The 18300-nt window shown below is 71.2% G+C and carries 22 protein-coding genes; 1 reads left to right on the top strand and 21 read right to left on the bottom strand.

From position 1 onward, the window contains the following. Positions 1-130 precede the first annotated feature (130 nt). The 4 genes from ACIO5E_RS28980 to ACIO5E_RS28965 all read right to left on the bottom strand — a co-directional run bounded on the left by ACIO5E_RS28980 (position 131) and on the right by ACIO5E_RS28965 (position 3888). Complete coding sequence (locus ACIO5E_RS28980) at positions 131-1093, bottom strand: LysM peptidoglycan-binding domain-containing protein (RefSeq protein WP_400673357.1); 963 nt, start codon at positions 1091-1093, stop codon at positions 131-133. 114 nt (positions 1094-1207) lie between these two features. Continuing rightward, positions 1208-1747 (bottom strand): hypothetical protein, encoded by a 540-nt coding sequence (locus tag ACIO5E_RS28975; RefSeq protein ID WP_400673355.1) that lies wholly within the window; start codon positions 1745-1747, stop codon positions 1208-1210. A gap of 242 nt (positions 1748-1989) precedes the next feature. Beyond that, positions 1990-3081, bottom strand: coding sequence for a hypothetical protein (locus ACIO5E_RS28970; protein ID WP_400673353.1), 1092 nt, complete (start codon positions 3079-3081; stop codon positions 1990-1992). A 177-nt stretch (positions 3082-3258) separates the two neighbouring features. Next, entirely contained in the window at positions 3259-3888 is a 630-nt protein-coding gene (locus ACIO5E_RS28965) for a hypothetical protein (protein ID WP_400673352.1), read from the bottom strand. A gap of 679 nt (positions 3889-4567) precedes the next feature. On the opposite strand from ACIO5E_RS28965, the gene ACIO5E_RS28960 reads away from it, so the two are divergent. Then, positions 4568-4765, top strand: a complete 198-nt coding sequence (locus ACIO5E_RS28960; protein ID WP_400673350.1) for a hypothetical protein — start codon at positions 4568-4570, stop codon at positions 4763-4765. A gap of 148 nt (positions 4766-4913) precedes the next feature. Here ACIO5E_RS28960 and ACIO5E_RS28955 read toward each other — a convergent pair whose 3' ends face one another. The 17 genes from ACIO5E_RS28955 to ACIO5E_RS28875 form a co-directional block, all read right to left on the bottom strand. Then, complete coding sequence (locus ACIO5E_RS28955) at positions 4914-5384, bottom strand: hypothetical protein (RefSeq protein ID WP_400673348.1); 471 nt, start codon at positions 5382-5384, stop codon at positions 4914-4916. 102 nt (positions 5385-5486) lie between these two features. Beyond that, a complete protein-coding gene (gene folE, locus ACIO5E_RS28950; RefSeq protein WP_400673345.1) occupies positions 5487-6080 on the bottom strand; it encodes a GTP cyclohydrolase I in 594 nt (197 codons plus the stop codon). Next, positions 6077-6808 (bottom strand): 7-carboxy-7-deazaguanine synthase QueE, encoded by a 732-nt coding sequence (locus tag ACIO5E_RS28945; RefSeq protein ID WP_400673343.1) that lies wholly within the window; start codon positions 6806-6808, stop codon positions 6077-6079. The genes folE and ACIO5E_RS28945 overlap by 4 nt, the downstream gene beginning before the upstream one ends. Continuing rightward, a complete protein-coding gene (locus ACIO5E_RS28940; protein ID WP_400673341.1) occupies positions 6805-7278 on the bottom strand; it encodes a 6-pyruvoyl trahydropterin synthase family protein in 474 nt (157 codons plus the stop codon). The genes ACIO5E_RS28945 and ACIO5E_RS28940 overlap by 4 nt, the downstream gene beginning before the upstream one ends. Next, a complete protein-coding gene (locus ACIO5E_RS28935) occupies positions 7275-7634 on the bottom strand; it encodes a hypothetical protein (protein ID WP_400673338.1) in 360 nt (119 codons plus the stop codon). The genes ACIO5E_RS28940 and ACIO5E_RS28935 overlap by 4 nt, the downstream gene beginning before the upstream one ends. Next, a complete protein-coding gene (locus ACIO5E_RS28930; protein WP_400673335.1) occupies positions 7631-8563 on the bottom strand; it encodes a hypothetical protein in 933 nt (310 codons plus the stop codon). Before ACIO5E_RS28930 ends, ACIO5E_RS28935 begins: the two co-directional genes overlap by 4 nt. Then, positions 8560-9459, bottom strand: a complete 900-nt coding sequence (locus ACIO5E_RS28925) for a hypothetical protein (protein WP_400673333.1) — start codon at positions 9457-9459, stop codon at positions 8560-8562. Before ACIO5E_RS28925 ends, ACIO5E_RS28930 begins: the two co-directional genes overlap by 4 nt. Beyond that, a complete protein-coding gene (locus ACIO5E_RS28920; RefSeq protein ID WP_400673331.1) occupies positions 9456-10301 on the bottom strand; it encodes a hypothetical protein in 846 nt (281 codons plus the stop codon). The genes ACIO5E_RS28925 and ACIO5E_RS28920 overlap by 4 nt, the downstream gene beginning before the upstream one ends. A 69-nt stretch (positions 10302-10370) precedes the next feature. Beyond that, the gene (locus ACIO5E_RS28915; protein WP_400673329.1) at positions 10371-10601 is read right to left on the bottom strand and encodes a hypothetical protein; all 231 of its coding nucleotides are present in this window, start codon (positions 10599-10601) and stop codon (positions 10371-10373) included. 146 nt (positions 10602-10747) lie between these two features. Further along, complete coding sequence (locus ACIO5E_RS28910) at positions 10748-12022, bottom strand: hypothetical protein (RefSeq protein ID WP_400673327.1); 1275 nt, start codon at positions 12020-12022, stop codon at positions 10748-10750. A gap of 79 nt (positions 12023-12101) precedes the next feature. Then, positions 12102-13331, bottom strand: coding sequence for a recombinase RecT (locus ACIO5E_RS28905; protein WP_400673325.1), 1230 nt, complete (start codon positions 13329-13331; stop codon positions 12102-12104). 305 nt (positions 13332-13636) lie between these two features. Continuing rightward, positions 13637-13945, bottom strand: coding sequence for a hypothetical protein (locus ACIO5E_RS28900; RefSeq protein WP_400673322.1), 309 nt, complete (start codon positions 13943-13945; stop codon positions 13637-13639). Positions 13946-14080: 135 nt separating this feature from the next. Continuing rightward, the gene (locus ACIO5E_RS28895; protein ID WP_400673320.1) at positions 14081-14323 is read right to left on the bottom strand and encodes a hypothetical protein; all 243 of its coding nucleotides are present in this window, start codon (positions 14321-14323) and stop codon (positions 14081-14083) included. A gap of 28 nt (positions 14324-14351) precedes the next feature. Beyond that, a complete protein-coding gene (locus tag ACIO5E_RS28890; protein WP_400673318.1) occupies positions 14352-14591 on the bottom strand; it encodes a hypothetical protein in 240 nt (79 codons plus the stop codon). After that, entirely contained in the window at positions 14588-14764 is a 177-nt protein-coding gene (locus ACIO5E_RS28885; protein ID WP_400673317.1) for a hypothetical protein, read from the bottom strand. Before ACIO5E_RS28885 ends, ACIO5E_RS28890 begins: the two co-directional genes overlap by 4 nt. Next, the gene (locus ACIO5E_RS28880) at positions 14761-15456 is read right to left on the bottom strand and encodes a hypothetical protein (protein WP_400673315.1); all 696 of its coding nucleotides are present in this window, start codon (positions 15454-15456) and stop codon (positions 14761-14763) included. The genes ACIO5E_RS28885 and ACIO5E_RS28880 overlap by 4 nt, the downstream gene beginning before the upstream one ends. A gap of 16 nt (positions 15457-15472) precedes the next feature. Then, positions 15473-18298 (bottom strand): hypothetical protein, encoded by a 2826-nt coding sequence (locus ACIO5E_RS28875; protein WP_400673313.1) that lies wholly within the window; start codon positions 18296-18298, stop codon positions 15473-15475. Positions 18299-18300: the final 2 nt, after the last annotated feature.

The following is an 18300-nucleotide window of genomic DNA, read 5'->3' as shown; positions in this document are numbered from 1 at the left end:
CGGGGGTTCGCGGTCCCCGGCTGGCAGGACCAGCCTCGCACAAAACAGACCTGAGTCAAATAAGAAGACACTAGTAACTTTCAGTTCGGGGCGGGCACTCAACGCGCCCGCCCCGCAACCGAGTTGGCCCCTACCGCGCCCGCAGCCCGTGAGCCGTCTGGTAGGCGTACAGCCACGTCAGCGGCCCGGTCAGCCCGTCCGCCGGCCCAAGGTCGCCCACGTAGTACTCCTGGAGCGCCTGCACCTTCTGCAGATCCAGCTCCTCCATGTCCTCGCTCGGCCCGACCCGGTACGGCGGCCCCCAGTCGCCGGCCTGCAACCACATCTGCAGTTGCTTGGCGTAGGAGCTGTGCGCGCCGAGGACGAAGTGCTCGCGCCCGGGGAACCACGGCGCCGGGATCTGGAGCTGCTGGCCGGCCTGGATCCGGTCCGGGTCGGCGATGCCGTTGAGCGCGACCAGCTGCGCCACGTTGGTCTCGAACCGCCCGGCCACGGCGCTGAGGGTGTCGCCCGGCTGCACGGTGTAGACGCCGGCGCTATCGCCCGACGACTGGGGGTCGGGTGTCCCGCCGCCGCCCCCGCCGGGCCGGGGCGCGCCGCGCTGCACCCAGCCGTACAGCTCGTCGCCCGGACACGACGTCGCGTAGCCATCGCGGTGGCCGCGGACCTCGCCGCCGGCGCCACCCTGCGCCCGGCAGTACTCGATCGCGTCCACCAGACCGTCGAGCATCGCGTTGGTCGGCGAGGTGATGCCCTCGGTGCCGACCATCGCGCACACCGCGTAGTGGCCCGCGTTCAGCGCCGGGTTGCCGTTCGCGCCGTTCTTCCTGTTCAGGCCACGACCCTCGAACACGTACCCGTGCGGGCAGACCACGAACGAGTAGGCGATATCGATCCAGTCCTCGTCCGGATCGTTGAGGTGGGCGCGCTGGATGTCGCGCACGTGGCCAGCGCATCGGCCGTGGTCGCCCAGCAGGCTGCTGGGGACGGAGTCGCCCTCGTAGTGGATCTTGACGCCGCGCGTGGAGCCGATGCGGGTGTAGGCGCCGGTGGGCGCTGCCGCGCCCCACTCGGAGCGGGAGACGAGCTTCATCGGCTCGCCTCCCGCCCGCGGTCGGTCCGGTTGGTGGTCGGCACGGTTTCCTCCCCAGGTCGGGTGGTTGGTGTGCCGGGACGCTAGGCCGGACCGGTCGTTAAGGTCGCGCCGTCAGGCGGCGGCCGTCTCGGTCAACACGCCGTCCTGGTATCCGAATCGACGCTCGCGCACCCGGTCACGCACCAGGAACAGCGGGACCAGGCCGCCGCCGTCGGCGGGGGTGGAGCAGACGAGGTAGCCGGACGCGACGACCATCACCCACTCCTCGGGCTTCTCCACGGTGAACCCGACCGGGACGGAGGAGTCCTCCGCGACGCGGCGCTCGCTGGCGCGGCGGGCATGCGGCCGGGCGATGTGCGGGCACAGCGTGAGCGCGGCTTCCGCGCAGGCCTCGTGCATCGGCGGGTCCGAGTAGTAGCCCGTCTGCGCCGACATCGGGCCGCCGAGGAACGCGGCCGGCCCCGTCAGCGGCTCGCCACACAGCGAGCACCGGTCCGCGAGGGCCAGCCGCAGGGAGGCCTCGCCGTTGAGGGTCACGAAGTCGACGGCGCCGTCATGCATGTTGACGACGGGGATCGGCAGGCCTCGCTTCTCGTCTCGCGGCCGGGCTGCCAGAGCGGGCGGCAGGTTGGTCAGGTCCTTGCTGGTCATCTCGTCCTCCGGGAGGCCCCGTTCGCGGCGGGGCTCGGCAACAGGAAGTCCGCCAACGCCGGGGCCGGCGACACCGGACCCGCGCAGCTCCGGCGCCGCGCACTCCCCGAAGCGAAAGGAGGACGGCCTGCTGCAACAGGCTCCGGCCCGCTCCCAGCCTCCCCCTTCGGAGACGAGGAGCGGGGCCCGGCGTTGGCGGACCCCACCACCCTCCCCACAACCCGCCAGGACGGACAACACCCCTACCTCAGCGGCCGGATGATGCCTTCGGGGGCCTCTCCGTCCGCGTTGAGCAGGTCCTGCGACACCCAGTACGGCTCGATCAGCTTCGAGTCGGGGATGCTGCGGCCCGGGCCGGTCCACACCGTCTTGAGGTGTCCGCCCCGCTGGTGGGGGTACTGTCGCCACCCCCCAGCCCCACCATTGCCGCTAGCGCCCTGGACGGCGCTGCGCCTCGCTTCCTGGACTCGTACCCGGGCGTCCTTCAGGCGCGGGCCGAGCCGCCAGCCGAGGCGCAGGAAGGTGTCCGGCTTGTTCCATCGCCGCTGCTTGCCGGGTTTGGCGGCCTTGCCACGAGGCACGGACGGAGTGGAGATGTCCGCCTTCGACGAGCACAGGTAGACGGCGACCTGCAGCGCTCTGGTCACGATCGCGCGCTGGGCGTCGGTCGGCGCCTCCTGGCCGTTCTTGCGGGCGATCCTCAGCGCGAGGTCCTCGGCGGTGAACTTGTCGCCAGCGCTGGCAGGGATCGACAGGTGGCAGAACTCCAGCGCCGGTGTCATCCCGCCGGGGGAAGGGGGCAGCGGGGTGCCGTCCTCGGCGAGCGGCTCGCAGATCACGGCGACGGCGACCTCGTCCATCCGGTGGTCGCTGGTCAGGCACAGCAGCTTCTGCGGGGTGCGTCGACCGCTGAAGAGGATCGCCAACAGCCGCCCCTTGCCGCCGCTTCCCACGCTGAGCTCGACCGTAGGCGGCTCGGCGAAGACCACCATCAGGTTGGGGTGGCGGGCCAGGTTGCGGAACAGTTGCCCCGGCAGGGTCCCGAGCCGGTACGTCGCCAGTTCAGACGCCATGTCCGGGTGCATCGCGGCGACGTTCTTCCCCTTCCTCCACAGACGCCACAGTGCGGCCAGGGTGGTCATCTGCCGCACCTCGGACAGACTCAGGATCTCCTGTGACACGGTGCTGAGCAGGATGCCCCCGTTGATCGCGTAGTCCGGTACGTCGCCAAGGCCGGCGCTGTGCAGCACGCGGTCGGCTGACGTCAGCTCGGCAACGACCTGCTCGGCCACCACGGCGGTGGCCCGGCCCAGTTCAACGTCCTTGCTCGCCATGTGTATTACTCCCTGCCCCCTTGGGCCCGTGCGGCCCGACTGAGCCCACACTCGCCAAGGGCGCAGAACCGGACAACAGCCTTATGTGGCAGCAGAGTTGATGAAATCTGGCCGAGGGGGACAGCCCTGGACGACGCGGCATCAGTCCCAGCCGGCCCGCGAGGGCGAACCGGCCTTCTACGGCTCCGAGCCCTCCACCAGCTCCGCGTCGACCACCGCGGCTTCCTCCTCCAGCTCCGCCGCGAAGTCCTGCCGGATCGCGGCCAGCCGGGCCGCCAGGCGCTCGACACCGGCCCCCTGGTCCGCCGAGGCCGCCGGCAGCTCGCCGCCGGCAGCCGGCGCGAGCTCGATCCGGGCCTGCGCCGCCCGGCCGAACGTCTCTGGCGCCAGGCACGCGAGGAGGAACTGGGCCGCCCTCCAGTCCGGCTGGGCGAAGTCCCGCTCGACCTGCACGACCCGCTCGCCGGTCTCCGGGTCGCGTACCGTCCGGGTGCGCTCCCGCACGACGTGGCCGCCGGTCGCCGCCTTCCTGACCAGCAGCACCAGCTGCGCCTTGCCCTCGCTGCGCGCGCGCGTGAACCTGTCGCGGAACTCGCAGAACGACTGCTCGCCCGCCCGGGCCCGCAGGCCCGTCTCCCGCCGCTGCTGCTCCTGCTCCCCGCGCTCCAGCCACCGGTACACGGTGCTGGGGTGAATGCCGGCCATCGGCGCCGCGTCGCTCACCGGCACGCCCGCCCGCACGGCATCCAGGAGCCGCTTCTCCACCTCCGGATCGAGGGCGGGACGGCGACCGCGGCGGCTACTCACAGGGCCGACCGTACGCGGAACCCCAGGTCAACGACGCCTCGAGAGCACCGGAATGCGGGGACTCACCGGCACCCCGGACTCGGCCTTGGGCGCCCCTTTGGGCCACTCTTTCGGCCCAAAGGAGAACCGGGAAGCCTGGAGCACCAATCCCTGGCGATTCATTTATCTGGCACCCTTCACTCCTGAAAAGCCCGAGCCTGGGCACCAAAGCGCAGGTGTTCAATAGGCATCGAAAGCGTCCTCCACACACGGCCTCGGGCGTGTGAATGAATACCCTTTCCGGGGTTTGCATTCATTGGCCCTTTCGGGCTAATTGAGCACCACGGGAAAGAGTACCGAGTTTGTCACATTAGCGCGTTAGGGATATCCCTCGACAGAGGCTAGGGGCTCCCCTCGCCGCGTATTAACGGGCCCGGCACCCGACCCAGGGAGGCGGCAACGACGTGGAGCGAAGGTACACGTGTCGGCGATGTCAGGGGCCGCGACTGGAGGTGCTCGACTTTCGATGACCTAAATCTGTAGCCCTGCCAGCTGGGGCGATTCGTGTAGCTACTTTCAGGATTTGGCGAGGCGTCAGCCAAGTCCTAGGATCGGTGCGCGGATGCGGGCCACCCTTTGCCGAGGATGGCCCGCGCGCTCCGCTTTTCCGCAGGCGTTTAGCAGAAATGGAACGATGCCCATGATGACACAGCCCAAGGGCTCCACGCCTCCGCCTTCCATGGCGGACCGGCCGGTGACCTGGCGGGACCTCGCGGTCTGCGGCCACGGCGCCCTGACCACCGCAAGCCTGCACAACCAGGTCGGGTGGCCGACGGCCACCTCGGCACTCATCGGGCTCACCGGCCCGGTCTTGTGGTCGCTGCTCCGCCATCGGTAGCAGGCCTGCAGCCGGACGCCGGCTGCGGCGGCCTGCCTACGTGGCCGAGCACGCAGACGACCTACTCACGTGAGTAGGACGACGTCGAGCCCGGGCCGGGCGCCCCGTAAATTTACGGGGTGCCCGCCCGGGCTGTTGGGCCGCCGGGCTACTCCCAGCCGAGGTTGTAGGCGATCTCGTCGTACGCCGTGCCAGTCGCGCCGCTGAGTACGGCGGGGAGAACGACCGCCCTGACCGTGAGCCCGGAGGTCTCGTTGATGAGGTCGCCGAACTCGGGGGTGCCGATCGTGGTCTGGCGGGGGCCGTCCTCGACCTCCCAGACCGTCACCACGGGCGCGTTCGCGGGCAGGCTTGCGAGCAGGCTGTACAGGCGCGACACCGTCATGGCGTTCTCGTCGTCGGCACTGACCTGAGGCAGGGCGACCACCGGCACGCGGTGGCCGGACTCGTCGCGCACCGCTGCCCTCACCGGCCACCCCAGCGGGGTACGGCCGGGGCCGCCCTGCCCGGGGCAGTCGGCGACGACCAGCAGGTCGTCGGGCATCACCCCCAGGAATCCGCGGAGGTCGCCGACCCGCAGCGCGGTGACGGGCAGGTCAAGAGGAACCCTGAGCAGCATCGTTGTTGTCTCCTTGGTGTGGGCGGCCGGGATTCGCGGTCCCGGCCTGGCCCTGCCATCCTCCCGCGCAAGCGGTCTCTTGGGCACAACTCCCTTGCAATGTCAGGCTGGTGGCGGAACTAGCGCGAGCGCTTCGGCGCGGCGGGCCAGGTCGGCGTGGAGGGCACCGGTCAGATGGCTGGTGACCATCGCGGCCCCGTGTGCGCGGGCACCGCGGGCTGTCATGCAGGCGTGCTGGGAGCGGATCAGGCAGGCCGCGCCCTGGATGTCGAGGTGCGCGCCGAGGGCGTCCACGACCTGCTGGCCGAGCCGTTCCTGGACCTGCGGGCGGGCCGCGAACTCCTGGAGGAGGCGGGCGAGCTTGGACAGGCCGACGATGCGGGCTCCCGGGGCCGGCAGGTAGGCGACGGTGGCCCGGCCGTGGAAGGGGAGCATGTGATGCTCGCACAGCGCGTCGAAGGGCACGTCGACGGCGGCGATCAACCCCGCCCGTTCTCCCTCCGGGGGGAATGTGACGGCAAGGTGCCGGGCCGGGTCCAGGCGCATGCCGGCCGTCAGCTCGGCGAGGGCCTTGGCCAAGCGGCGCGGGGTCGCGGCTGTGGACTCGGTGTCGCACGGGATACCGAGGGCGGTGAGCAGGCCGGCGGCATGCACTGCCGCGCCGTCCAGGTCGACGGTGTTGGCGGGGGTGGTCATCGGTTGCGTTCTCCAGGCCACAGCAGCACGTGCTGCCGCATCGTCAGGTTCCAGTTGCGTGCGATCACGTCGTCGGCCAGGGACCGGGCGACATCGATGGTGCGCTCGGCGGTGGTCCCTTCGGGCATCACCCAGGTCGCGTGCGGGGGGATGCGGAAGCGGTCGACCAGGGAGGCGATCTCCTCAAGGTCGGTGACGTTGGCGGCGACGAACTTGAACCGGGCACGCTGCTTGTGGGCGAGGTCGGTGTAGGCCTCCAGGGCCTCCGGCTTGATCCGCTGATCCTCCGGCATGCCGGAGTTCGCCAGCTTGGGGCTCACGTTGAACGCCAGCCGCGGCACTCCGAGAGTGACGGGCTTCGGCGCGAGGCTGCCGTTGGTCTCGATCTCCACGCGACGGGTGGTGTGCCGCAGGACAGCCATGAGCGAGCGCCACCCGTCGGTGCGTTGGTGCAGCAGGGGCTCGCCGCCGGTGATGACGATGATCGCGTGCGGGTGCTCGGCCGCCCACTCCACAATCTCGACGACCGGGATGCGGCGGATCTCCTTGCGCAGGTCGTACCGCTTGCTGTCCCAGGTGTACGGGGTATCGCACCAGCTGCAGGCCTGGTTGCAGCCACCCAAGCGCAGGTACTTGGACTGCTGGCCCGCGGTCGGGCCTTCCCCCTGGAAGGTGGGCCCGAAGATCTCGGCGACGGGCAGGCTGGCGGGGAGGACAAGGGCGCTCACGGGGCCGCCGTCCAGGAGGCGGCGTTGACGGCGGTCTCGGACACGCCGACGTGGGAGACGTACGCGCCGGCGGCGCGGGGCAGGGTGTGCAGCGCCTCCGTCGCGACCCGGCCGAGCAGTTCGGCGACGGCCTCCACGCTGGGCCAGCCGAGGTCCGCGGCGTGCTGCTCCTGCTCGGCGGGGTCCTTGGCGCCGAAGCGGAACAGCTTGCTGCCCTCCCCCGCAAGCACCGGAACAAGGGTGTCGGCGGCCCCGAGCATGGTGCCGTGGTCGAGGAAGGTGTCGATCCACTCCCGCAGGGCCCGCTTGAACGCGCCGAACTCCACGACGGTGCCGGCCGCGAGCTCCGAAGCGGTGACGGTGACCTCGACCACCCAGGAGTGGCCGTGCAGGTTCTCGCATTTCCCTGTGAGGTGCGGCAGTCGGTGTGCTGTCTGGAAGTCGTGGCGGACGGTGACGGCGTGGCTCACTGCTGCTCCCCCGCATCGCTCAGGTGCACGATCGCGCCGGCCTCGCCGTCCTCGGACACCGCGACCATCGTCACTCGCAGGCCGACGCTGCTCAGGTGCTCGGCGAGGGTGCGGGCCAGGGTCTCGCACGAGGCGGGTCCGCACTCGCGGGCGCCCGGGCCCCACCAGCCGCGGATCAGGTCGCCGAGGTCGTGGAACTCGGTATCGCGGTCGTCGTGGGCTACGGCGACGGTGACCGTGATGTGGAACAGGTGCCGGTGCCGGGCCCGGAGGTAGGAGCGGTGCTCGGGCGCGGCGGGCCAGTGGTGAAATCCGGGCAACTGGACCTTGGTCCAGACGTTGGCAGTTGGCTTCACGAGGATCGTGCCTCCGGTTCGGTGAGGGGCGGGTAGGACGGCTGGCCGAGCAGCTCGTCGCGGGTGGTGCGGGCGACGCGCCACACGGTGGTGGTGGCGTCGACGGTCTGCGCGCACATCAGGCAGCAGGCGGTGCGGCCGCGGGTGGGGTGGGCCGGCTGGTCGAGGTCGTACGCGAAGCCGCGGTCGATCACGCCGACCTTGCGCAGCAACGCGGAGTCGACCCGTACGTCCGGCCAGCGCAGCGGGCCCAGCCAGGTGGAGGAGTCGCAGGAGTCCGGCGGGACGGCCAGGCACCATTCGTTGACCGTCAGGCCGAGGACGTGCACCCACAGGTCGGGGTACTGACGGTGCCGTTCCCACAGGGTGTGCAGCAGGCGCAGCCGCACCGGCGCCGGCGCCTGGACGACGTTGCCGAAGCAGATCCGGTCGTACTGCTGGGCGAGCTCGTCGAAGTAGTCCCAGCCGTCCACCAGCGGGTGGTAGACGGGGATCGGCGCGACACCTTCGCCCTCGAGGCGGGCGCGGGTGCGGATCTTGTTGTCCCGGCCGCCCTGGTCCAGCTCGATGTAGCCCCACAGCCGGTCCCCATGGCGGCGGACCAGCTCGACGTACCGGGCGTACAGGTCATCGAAGCCGTCGATCTCCTCCGGGGCCAGGCGCAGGGCCTCGTCCATGGAGACGCCGTGGGCCCGCTTGTACTGGTTGGTCAGCCAGAAGATCCCCGAGTCGAGCAGCACCCGGTGCCCGGCGTCCAGCAGCTCGACCAACCTCCGTTCGTGGCCGGCGGTCAGCAGGTCGTTCGTGGCGAGCAGCACGTGGTGCGGGTAGTGCTCGGAGTCGCCGGCGGCGAAGTACAGGTGCCGGTCGGCCGGGTCGAACGCACCGCCGCCGGTGCGCTTCACCGCGGGCTGGTGGCTCGGGCTCATCGCTGCGCCCCTTCCAGCGCGGTGCCGCCGGGGGCACCGGTCAGCTCCTGGACGCGGTGGGCGGCGTGCCTCCAGCAGGTGCCCAGCGCCGTCGCGGCGTCCGCGCACAGCCGGGCGGCGGCCTGGTAGGAGGCGCTGTCGCCGGGGGCGTAGCGGAAGCCGGCGGGCAGGTTGCCGACGCGGCGCAGCAGGGCGGTTTCGATCCTCTGGTGGTTCCAGCGCAGCGGCGCCAGCCAGGACGAGGAGTCGCAGGAGTCCGGGGCCAGCGGCAGACACCATTCGTTGGCGGTCAGACCGAGCGCGTGAATCCACAGATGCGGGTACCTCTGGCGGCGCTCCCAGATCGTGTGCAGCAGGCGCAGCCGAACCGGGGCCGACGCCTGGACGATGTTGCCCACGCAGATCCGGTCGTACTGCTCGGCCAGCTCATCGAAGTAGTCCCAGCCGTCCACCAGCGGGTGGTACACCGGGATCGGCGACAGACCGAGGTCGTGGAGGGCCGCACGCTGCGTCCGCTTGTGCAGCAGGCCGCCCTGGTCCAACTCGATATGGCCCCAAAGCCAGTCGCCGTAGGTGCGGGCCAGGTAGACGTACCGCTCGCGCAGTTCCTCGAAGCCATCGATCTGCTCCGGGGCGAGTGCAAGGGCCTCGTCCATGGTGACGTTGTGGGCTCGGCTGTGCCGGTTGGTGAGCCAGAAGATGCCGCTGTCCAGCAGCACCTTGCAACCGGCGTCCAGCAGGTCGCGCAGCCGCTGCTCCTCGGCGTCGCCCAGCAGGTCGTTGACGGCCATCAGCACGTGCGGACCGGCGTTGAACTCCCCTCCGCCCGCAGTGAAGTAGATGGGCCGCTCTGCCGGATCGAAGGAGCCCCCGGTGGTGGGCAGGACGGCCGTCACGACTCGTCCCTGAGGGTGGGGCTCTGTCCGCTGATCCGCTCCCACTTGTCGAGGAGGTGACCGGCCAGGTACCGCTCGGGCTGCACCATCACCAGGCGCCGGCCGACGGCCCGGTCCGCGAACGGTGCGAGGGGGGTGGGGTAGGGCAGGAAGAGGCTGTCCTCGATGAGGAGCGGGGTCCACTGCGGCCAGCCGTCGAAGACCTCGGCGACGACGAGGCGGTGGTCGCCGAGTTCCCACACCTGCCCGGTCTCGACCTGGTGCTCGGGTTCCCCGACGGTGACGCCCGCCAGGGCCAGCAGATCGCCGCGATTGAGCTGCCCGGGCTCGGTGTCGATGTTGCCGTCCGCATCGTCCTCGTCGTCCGCCCTGCTGCCCGCAGCGACGTCCGCGAGCATGGCGTCGAGCTGGGCGTGGTCGAAGCCGGTGGCGGCGAACAGCACCGGGTCGACCTGCTCCAGATCGGACAGCATCGCCGAGAGGCCCTCGCCGTCCCAGCCGCCGGCGGTGGTCAGGTGGTTGGAGGCGATCAGGTACGCCTCGGCGTGGGCGTCGTCGCGGGAGGCCCAACCGCGCACGACGGGGACGGTCCACGTGCCCTCGGCGGTGACGACCACGCCGTCCGGGGCGGGCTTTCCCGCGTCGCGGCGACGCGCGAGGGTCTCGTAGCGGCCGTGGCCGGCCACCAGTCGATCGGTGCGTTCGTCCAGCAGGCCGGGCTCGGTGAAGTCGAACTGCTCCACGGAGCGATCCAGCCCGTCGTCGTCGTGACCCTTCGGGTTACGGGCGGCGGGCCGGACCTCGTCCAGCGGCATGTAGTCGATGTAGCGGGGGGCTGCCATGAGCGGGGAACCTAGGCGGCCGCCCGAGGTTAGGTCGCGTCGAGCAACTTCCGGCGCTGGGGTCGGGGTTCAGTCTCCAGCCGGACGAGCGAAGGAGCGGTGCAGGAACCGGGCGCGGATCGGGCCGAGCGGGCTGAGCGGATCACCGAACTCGGCGACCATCTGCTCGTAGATCGGCGCGCCCATCTCTCCGGTGGGCCGCACAGGCACGAGGTGTACGGCGGGCTGGAGCGCGGGCGGCTGCCGGGCGAACCAGGGCGAGCGAGGGGCGTCGGGTGCGGGATCGTGCGGGCTGGTCACGGTGGTCCTCTCAACTTGCCTGTGATGGGCGGACGTTAGATCGGGCAACGGACAGTCGGGCCGCTCCGACATCCGGTGTGGACCTGGCCAGGCGCGGGGAGGGGGCGCCTGGCCAGGGAGAGTGATGCGCGCAGGGTTTGGCGGCCTTACTGGCGTCCACGCACCGGCGGGTCGCCGCGCTTGGCCGCGCGGACTCGGCGGACCTGGGTGCTGCCGTTCGTTCGGGACCGCTTGGTCGGGTAGTCGAGTTCGTGCAGGGCTGGGCGCTCGTTGGGCGGGTTGTCCCAGAACGCTTCGAGCTGCCGGACGCGTCCTTGATGGTCCGGTTCGGGGTCCTTGAGCCGTCCGGCGGTGCGCACGTACTCGTACTCGCCGTAGGTGTCGGGCGGCACCCCGTCGAGCAGCGCCTTGGCGACGTCTTGCGCCTTCTCGGCGGCGGACTTCGCGGCACGGTGCCGGTCGTACTCGCCAAGGGCCCATTCGATGTCAGCTCTGTCGGTGACGAGGGTGTACGACTCGGGGGAGCGGCCGGCGGCCTCGGCTTGGGGCATGTTCCAGCAGTGGATGCGGGCCGGGCAGTAGCGTCGGCAGATCACGTCGGTGGTCGGCCCGGACCGGTCCCGGGGCAGCGCGGTGCCCAGGTCGAGGGCCGTGGCGATCGCGGTCAACCGGCCGAGCGCCCGGCGGGCGGCCTGCTCGTCGAAGGGGCGGACGAACTCCTCGTCTGCGCCGCTCTTGCGCTCGAAGTAGATGATCCTCACCTCGGTCACCAGCTCTCCGGCGAGGTGCAGGGCGAGGGCGTACAGCTGTGTCTGGTCCCACTCGGTCTCGGGCGGCCCGTCGTCACCGACCAGCGCCCACTTCCAGTCTCCGGCGGTCTTGTAGTCGTACAGGACGCCGGTGACGGGGTCGTACTCGTCGTAGCGGCTCGGCCGGTCCAGGCCGGGCAGGGTGACGGACTGCTCGTACAGCCGCCATGGGTAGAGGGCGCGCCGGCGGCGCGACACCGAGTCGTGGATCAGGGTTCCGGCGCGGGCTGCGCGCCGGTCCACGGGGGCCGGGACGTAGCCCGGCGGCGGGTTCTCCCGGTACCAGATCGCGCGGCGGCAGGAGCTGGTGTCGGATGCGCCGATTGACCACTGGCCCGGCTGCTTGGGACGGCGGGAGCGTCGGCGGCGGCCGGTGCGCTCGGACGCTGCGAGGTCGTCCCCGAGCCGGGCGTGGGCTGCGGCCTGCGCGCGTTCGAGGAGCACATCGGCGGGGTCGCGGCGGTAGCGGGCGCAGCTGGTGGCGGGGTGGCCGCCGGAGCGCTTCTGTCCCCGGTGCGCGTGCCGGGGGGCGCCGCACCGGCACGGGAGAGGGCTGGGCCCGATGAGGCGGGCGTCGGCGAGCGCGCGGGCTCGCTCGATGGGGAGATTCATGAGGTGTCCGTGTGGGCGGGCCGCAGGGCCGCGCGGCTGGGGCGCGGCCCTGCGGGTGGGGTGGACGGGGAGGGTTGGGCTAGCCCTCGCGGGCGTCCTCTCTGCTCCACACGGTGGTGTCGGGGTCGAGCCGGATCAGCAGGCCGCCAGCCTCGACGTGCTCGGCTGCCTCGGGGTGGGCTCCCAGCGCGGCCAGAACGTAGGGACGCAGCTCGCCGAGCAGAACTGCGAGCTGGCCGGCCGTCGCCTTGTTGACGCCGATCCCTGTCGACTTCCGCCACCGGTCGGTGATCTTGGTGACGGTGCTGCCCATCGCGGAGGCGTAGGCGCGCAGTTCACGGCGCAGTTCGTCTGCGGTGGGCGGCTGGTCGGCCGGTTCCACCGGCTGCGGGTCCGACTCCTTCTCCGGCATGCCCTGTTCGGTGGTGTCCTCGGTTTCAGTGGAAGCGCTGACCACCGTGCCGGGGATGATCGCACCGGGTTGTTCCTTGGAACGGGCCTCGCGTCGGCGCGCTGCTCCTGCCTCGCGCTCCAGTTCGCGCTGGGCGGCGTCGGCCTGTTCCATCTCGGCGTGCTCGTAGATGTTCACCAGCTCGCGGGGGAAGGCGATGCGCCACGCCTGGGCCTCCGCGACCTTGCCGATCATGTGGGCGCCCATCGTCGGCCACTGCCCGGTCAGGATGCGCTTGCCGGTCTTGTAGCCGTCGCCCGTGACCGGGTCGTTGCGCCATTCGTCCTTGCCGACGGCGAACTCGGAGAAGACGGCGACGGCTTGGGTGACTGTCGCGTCCCCGGCGATGCTGCGGTGCTCGATCCGGCACATCGCGGCGGCGGGGGGCTGGTCGTGGAGCCACACGTCGACCCAGCGGCGACGGTTGATGCCGTCCTCGCCCTGCATCCACCACTTCGGGTCATCTTCGGGGCCGGTCCAGAACGGGCCGACGCGGCGGATGAACCGGCCGGTGCGCTGCCCGGTGTGCCGGAACCCGTCGATGCCGGTCTGCGCGGTGTAGTACAGCTCCTCTTGCTTGCCCACCTTGCGCTTGCGCTGGATGTAGTAGATCTCGCGGCGGAACGGGTCCAAGCCGGTGGACTTGCAGATGTGGAAGAACGCGACGAGGTCGTGCGTCGGGGCGTTGGCGAGGCCGATGGTGGCGAGGGCTGCTCGCTGGGCCTTCGTCCAGAACCGCTGCTCGCCGGTGATCTCCAGGACCTGGTCGGCCGTCTCGATGGTCATCTCCGCGCGGTTGTCCGTCAGCGGGGTGACCTGTTCGGTCGCGGGGAGTGATTTCTGAGCTGGTGCTGTCACCTCAGGGTGCCTTCCTTGTCTCCGTGGCGGCACCGGGGTTCGCAGGCCCCGGTGTGGCTGCCTGCCTCCACCCTCCCGTCAGCCCGGCCTGCGTGGGAACACCCACCACGTGGCCAAATCAGCTGCGGAGAAGGGAGATTAAGAAGTGTGGCCGCCGGAGCCCGCGGGGTGCGAATCCCGCCCGGTCCGCGTGCTCCCCTTGATAGGAGACAGCCCCGAAGGGCTTGTTGCCAGAGCACGCGGTCGGTTGGCCCGGCGGCCACATCATCACTCTAGGGTAGCGCCGGCCTCAGACACAGGGCCGGCTACCACCCGGACCGACGGTCCGGGGCCGTCGCGCGCTCCAGCGCTCCGGCCCCGGCGTGCTGCCACAGCCCGTCGTAGAAGGTCTTGGACGCCACGACGGCGAGGGCGACGGTGGTCAGCGTGGTCTGCGCGTGGGCGATGTCCCCGCGGGCCAGGACGGTGACGATGCCGACGGCGGCGGATGCCACGGTGCCAATGAGGGTGCGGACCGGCTTGCTCCAGTGGGGCTGCTGGATGAGCGAGGTCGCCCAGGGGGTGAGGGCGCCGAGCAGCAGGCCCCACGCCTCGGTGTCGTTGAGGATGTTCACGGTCTTCTCCCGGTACTGGTGGTGTGCGGGGCGAGGTTGGCGTTCAGAACGGCCAGGACACGGCGATCGCGGCGCCCGCGGCGGCCAGGTAGCCGGCGGTGAACCGGTAGCGGGCCAGGAGGCCAGTGGGCGGGGCTACTCGCGCGGCGGCCGTTCGTCCCTTGACAGCGCGGCGGGCAGTCCCGCGAGGGTCAGCCCCGTGATGATCACGCTCGGGTCCACCGGCGGCGTCCACACCTCCCGCACGATCACCACCGCTCCGAGCAGGAACAGCATCAGATCCCTGATCGACTTCCAGCCGGTGATCTCGCTCCATCTGGTCCTCCGTCGGTGTCGTCGGCCAGCGGGAGGCTGCTGGTCGTCCGGGTCCCGGTCCACAGCCGGGGACGGTAGGACGCGGTGGGCGTTACGGTCGCGTCGAGGCGCCTTGCAGCCCGGCGATGGTGGATTCGAGTTCGGCGATCCGCCGGTCCTTCTCGGCTTCGCGGGCGGCCCGCGCCGCGTTCTCTTCGCGGGCGAGCGCCAGTTCCGCCTGTACCTGGCCCCATGCTTCGGCCATCTGGGTGCGCAGCCGGGCGATGTACTGCTCGGCGTCCACGGTGACGGGCTCGGCGGTCTGCGCCATGGTGGCGGGCTCTCCGTTCACTTCGTCAGGTTGGCGGTGTCGTCGGCGGGCGGCCGCATGCGTGCGCTGGCGGCCGTCTTCCGCAGGTGCTGGACGCCCGCTCTCAGCAGGGCGGCTTCGGCGGGGGTGAGCCGGCGGCGGTCGGCCGTGCCGAGCAGGCGGTCGAGCTGTTCAGGGGTGGGGCGGTCGGTCATGCCCTCTCATCTCCGCTGTCGTGCTGGTGCGCTTCGTCGCGTCGGGGCACGGCAGCGTCCCACATGGGCGTGGTGAAGGTCTCCGGGTAGCGGGGGACGGCATCGGCAGGAGGCGAGGGCTGCTGCGCGAGGGCGAGCTGCTGGCGGGCCTGTTCCACGAGTTCGACCTTGGCGGCGACGCCTTCGGGTGTGATGCCGTGGTTGGCTCGGATCACGTCCAGCGGGTTCGTGGCCGGCTGCGCCGCCGCCGTGCCGCGCTTGCCTGCGGGCAGGGTGCCGGCGGTGACGACGACGCGGGTGCGTTTGGTGTGGGCGATCCGTTCGAGGTGGGCGGCGCGGGCGGTGGCCCGGTCTGGTGCGTTGTGCAGGGTGACGGGCGCAGTCTCCCCGATGCTCAGACCGTGGATCGCCTGCGTGGAGGGGGCGGTGAGGCCCTTGGCGGCGGCCGGGTCGGCGCGCCGGTGCTCGATGGGGTCCGGGACGAACGGCTCGTGCAGCAGTATGTCGATGATCTGCTCGAGGCCGTCGGGGCTACCGGGGTCGATGTCGTACTCCGCAGCGCGCCACTCCAGCGCGGAGGTCGGGAAGATCGTGATGTGGTGTCCGTCCGATCGTTGCTGGCGGACCTGCCAGCACTCCGTCGGCCCGATGGTGATCCGGTCGACGCTGAGAACTCGGTACTGCTCAGGCACGACGTGTTCCTTCCTGTCAGATGCGGTAGCACCAGAAGCCGACGGACCCGCTGTTGTTGGCGTTGACCCCAACGGTGAAGCCGGTACGGCTGCTGTCGGTCACGTGCCAGCCGAGGATCGCCTGCGTCCACCGAAAGCTGGCGATCGGCACCATGTCGGAGTTCATCGTCGGCCCGTAGCCGAGCGACATCCGGTTCCAGTTGTCCAGCTGAACGGTGCCGGTGAACAATCCGCGGTCCGGTTCGGCGTACCAGTAGTTCGGGAAGGTGCCCTTGTACTCCAGGGACGAGCTGTTGAGCCACAATTCGCTGGCGCTGCCGTCGTCGTTGTACCGGCCGAGGTTGGCGCCCCACTGCTGGGCGGTCACGTAGCCGTGGACCTTCTCCTCTTCGAGGTAGACGAGGGCGGCTCCGTCGTTGGCGGTCATCCTGACCGCACCTCCCCACGGCTTCTGGTTGTCGGTGCGGATGGTCTCCAGGGCGGAGACGTAGTCGGTCAGGTAGAGCCGGTAGGCCGCCGTCTGTCCGTTATGCGGGAAACTTCCACTGTTCAGTCCGATGTACGCGGAGCCGTTGTTCCCGCCGACGGCGTTGATGAAGGCGTAGTTGCTGCCGCTGGTCGGGAAGAAGCGGATCTCCGGGAGACCACCGCCGGGGTTGATCTCGATGCGCTGGCCGGTGGTGCCGCTGGAGAGGCCCCCGATGAGTTTCACCGCGCCGGTGGCCGCGGACACGGAGACGGTCTTGACCCCGTCGGCGTTCCACGCCTCGATGCCGGCGGAGTTCATCTCCACCCTCGCCCCGCTGTCGCCGGTCTTGATGCGGGCGGACACCGTGATGTCCGCCGTGAGCCGGCCGACGGTCAGCTTGGCGGCCGAGACCGTTCCGATGTTGGCGTCCTGGATGGTCGCCAACGCGATCTTCGCGCCGATGATCGTGGCGTCGGCGAGCTGGGCCGTTCCGACGATCTGGTCGGCGAGGTCGGAGCGGATGACGAGGGCCGGGGTGGCGGAGGCCTCGGCGGACGGCGGCGAGGCGTTGCCCGCGCGGTCACGGGCGACGAACTTGACGTAGTAGGTGGTGCCGTAGGACAGGCCGGTGATGGGGGCGGCCGCCGCTCCGGCGAGCCGGTCGACGATCGTCGCCGTGCTGGGGGTGAATCCGGCCGCGGTGGAAGCATGGACCTCCAACTCGGCGAAGTCTGCTGGCATTTCCTCGCCCGCCGATCCGCGCCCGTCCCACACCGCCCGCAGTGCGCCGATCAGCGAGGTGACCACCGGCTTCGACGGCACCGGAGGCGGCGTGGTGTCGCTGGCGAGGATGATCTCTTCCGACAGCCGCCAGGTGGAGGAGTTCCCGGAGGCGTCGACAGTGCGGACCCGGGCCTGGACGCGTTGCCCGGCGGGGAGTTGGTCGTAGTGCGCGATGGTGCCGTTGACGGCCTGCTCGGGGGACCACTGCGGATCGTTCCCTCCGGTTCGCAGGCCCGGCAGCAGGTAGGAGACGTAGTAGTTGCCGGCGTCGTCGTACACGGTGCCGTCGGCGTTCTGTGTCACCTTGGGCCAGGACACGGCGAGCGCGGCGTGTTGCTGCCCGTCCCGGTCCAGGTAGGCCCAGGAGCCGAGCAGCACCGCGTCCGGCTGCTTCGGGGCGACGGTGTCGTTGCGGTCGCCGAGCGGCGGCAACGGGGTGCGGGAGGCGGTCGCGGAGCCGTTGGTGAGGGCGTCCAGCTGCCGCTGCACCCGGATGCGCTGCTCTACGAACAGGTCGTTGAGCTCCAGGCTGCTGCTGGGCTGACCGGCGTCGTCGTACGTGGTGGCGATGGTGCGCACCCGCAGGGGCTCCAGCGTGGTCGGGTCGGTGCGCCGCTGGTCGTAGCGGATGTAGTCCCCGGCCCGGTAGTCGATGCCGGGCCGGTGCTGGGTGGCGGCCGGGTCGAGTTCGATGGTGAAGCCCTCGGCGGCGGCGACCATGCCGCCGAGGGTGACGCGGGCGAGTTCGGCGAGGGTGGCGGCGTCGGTGATGCCGCCCCGGCCGTCGAAGGCCTCCCGGCGTCCGTAGCGGGCGGCCGCAGTCGGGTCGACGACCTCGGCCAGGTTGCCGGAGTCGCCGGAGGCCAGCAGGTGGGAGCGCACCGAGCGGCGGGAGCGCTGCCGGGGGCCCTTGAGGACGTCCCGGCCCAGGTACAGCACGATGCCGGGGTGGTCGGTGGCGCACACGGTGTCGGGCACGTAGGCGCGTAGCCGGTAGCCCTCCATCCGCACGTCGGCCCACCCCGCGCTGGTGATCGCCGCCACCGTCTTGAGCAGGTCGCCGCCGGCGTCGTACTGGACGGTGTACGTGGTGGGCCAGGGGCGTCCGGCGCTGTCGGCGGCCGAGGTGAAGTCCCAGCTGACCTCGGGCAGGGCACCGCGGGCCTGGGCGCGCTGGAGCAGGGTGGCGAGGACCGCCCCGGGGGTGGCGTTGACGAACGGGAAGTGGGCATCGAGGCCCTGCACGGCGTGGCCCGGGGTGTGGCCGACCGGGTAGATCACGGCGCGCTCCAGCAGGGCGAGGGCGCCCCGGCAGCCGACCTGGACCGGCCGGGCCGCGCCCGCGTCGTCGGCCGGGTCGTCGCCGTCGTCCTCCAGCAGGTAACGCTCGGGCTGCTCGACGCCGTCGATGACGAGGGAGATCCGCGGGTCGTCCCCGGACAGGAGGCCGGCGCCCGGGGCGTTGCGCGGGTAGCTGAAGGTGAGCGCCCCTGGGCCGTTGTGCTCGGCCTGCACCTTGAGGTTGGCGGGGTAGGGCAGCAGCCCGAGCAGGCTGCCGCTCGGGCTGGAGACGCGCAGGTGCACGGCCACGG

It is taken from the genome of Kitasatospora sp. NPDC087314 (assembly GCF_044744365.1).
Taxonomy (GTDB): domain Bacteria; phylum Actinomycetota; class Actinomycetes; order Streptomycetales; family Streptomycetaceae; genus Kitasatospora.
This window is presented reverse-complemented; position numbering and strand designations above follow the sequence as displayed.

What these genes read in the sequence shown, in the direction of transcription:
- ACIO5E_RS28975 (WP_400673355.1), bottom strand. Translation starts at nt 1,747, where the DNA reads ATGACCAGCAAGGACCTGACCAACCTGCCGCCCGCTCTGGCAGCCCGG.
- ACIO5E_RS28930 (WP_400673335.1), bottom strand. Translation starts at nt 8,563, where the DNA reads ATGAGCCCGAGCCACCAGCCCGCGGTGAAGCGCACCGGCGGCGGTGCG.
- ACIO5E_RS28980 (WP_400673357.1), bottom strand. Translation starts at nt 1,093, where the DNA reads ATGAAGCTCGTCTCCCGCTCCGAGTGGGGCGCGGCAGCGCCCACCGGC.
- ACIO5E_RS28910 (WP_400673327.1), bottom strand. Translation starts at nt 12,022, where the DNA reads ATGAATCTCCCCATCGAGCGAGCCCGCGCGCTCGCCGACGCCCGCCTC.
- folE (WP_400673345.1), bottom strand. Translation starts at nt 6,080, where the DNA reads ATGACCACCCCCGCCAACACCGTCGACCTGGACGGCGCGGCAGTGCAT.
- ACIO5E_RS28885 (WP_400673317.1), bottom strand. Translation starts at nt 14,764, where the DNA reads ATGACCGACCGCCCCACCCCTGAACAGCTCGACCGCCTGCTCGGCACG.
- ACIO5E_RS28955 (WP_400673348.1), bottom strand. Translation starts at nt 5,384, where the DNA reads ATGCTGCTCAGGGTTCCTCTTGACCTGCCCGTCACCGCGCTGCGGGTC.
- ACIO5E_RS28920 (WP_400673331.1), bottom strand. Translation starts at nt 10,301, where the DNA reads ATGGCAGCCCCCCGCTACATCGACTACATGCCGCTGGACGAGGTCCGG.
- ACIO5E_RS28960 (WP_400673350.1), top strand. Translation starts at nt 4,568, where the DNA reads ATGATGACACAGCCCAAGGGCTCCACGCCTCCGCCTTCCATGGCGGAC.
- ACIO5E_RS28970 (WP_400673353.1), bottom strand. Translation starts at nt 3,081, where the DNA reads ATGGCGAGCAAGGACGTTGAACTGGGCCGGGCCACCGCCGTGGTGGCC.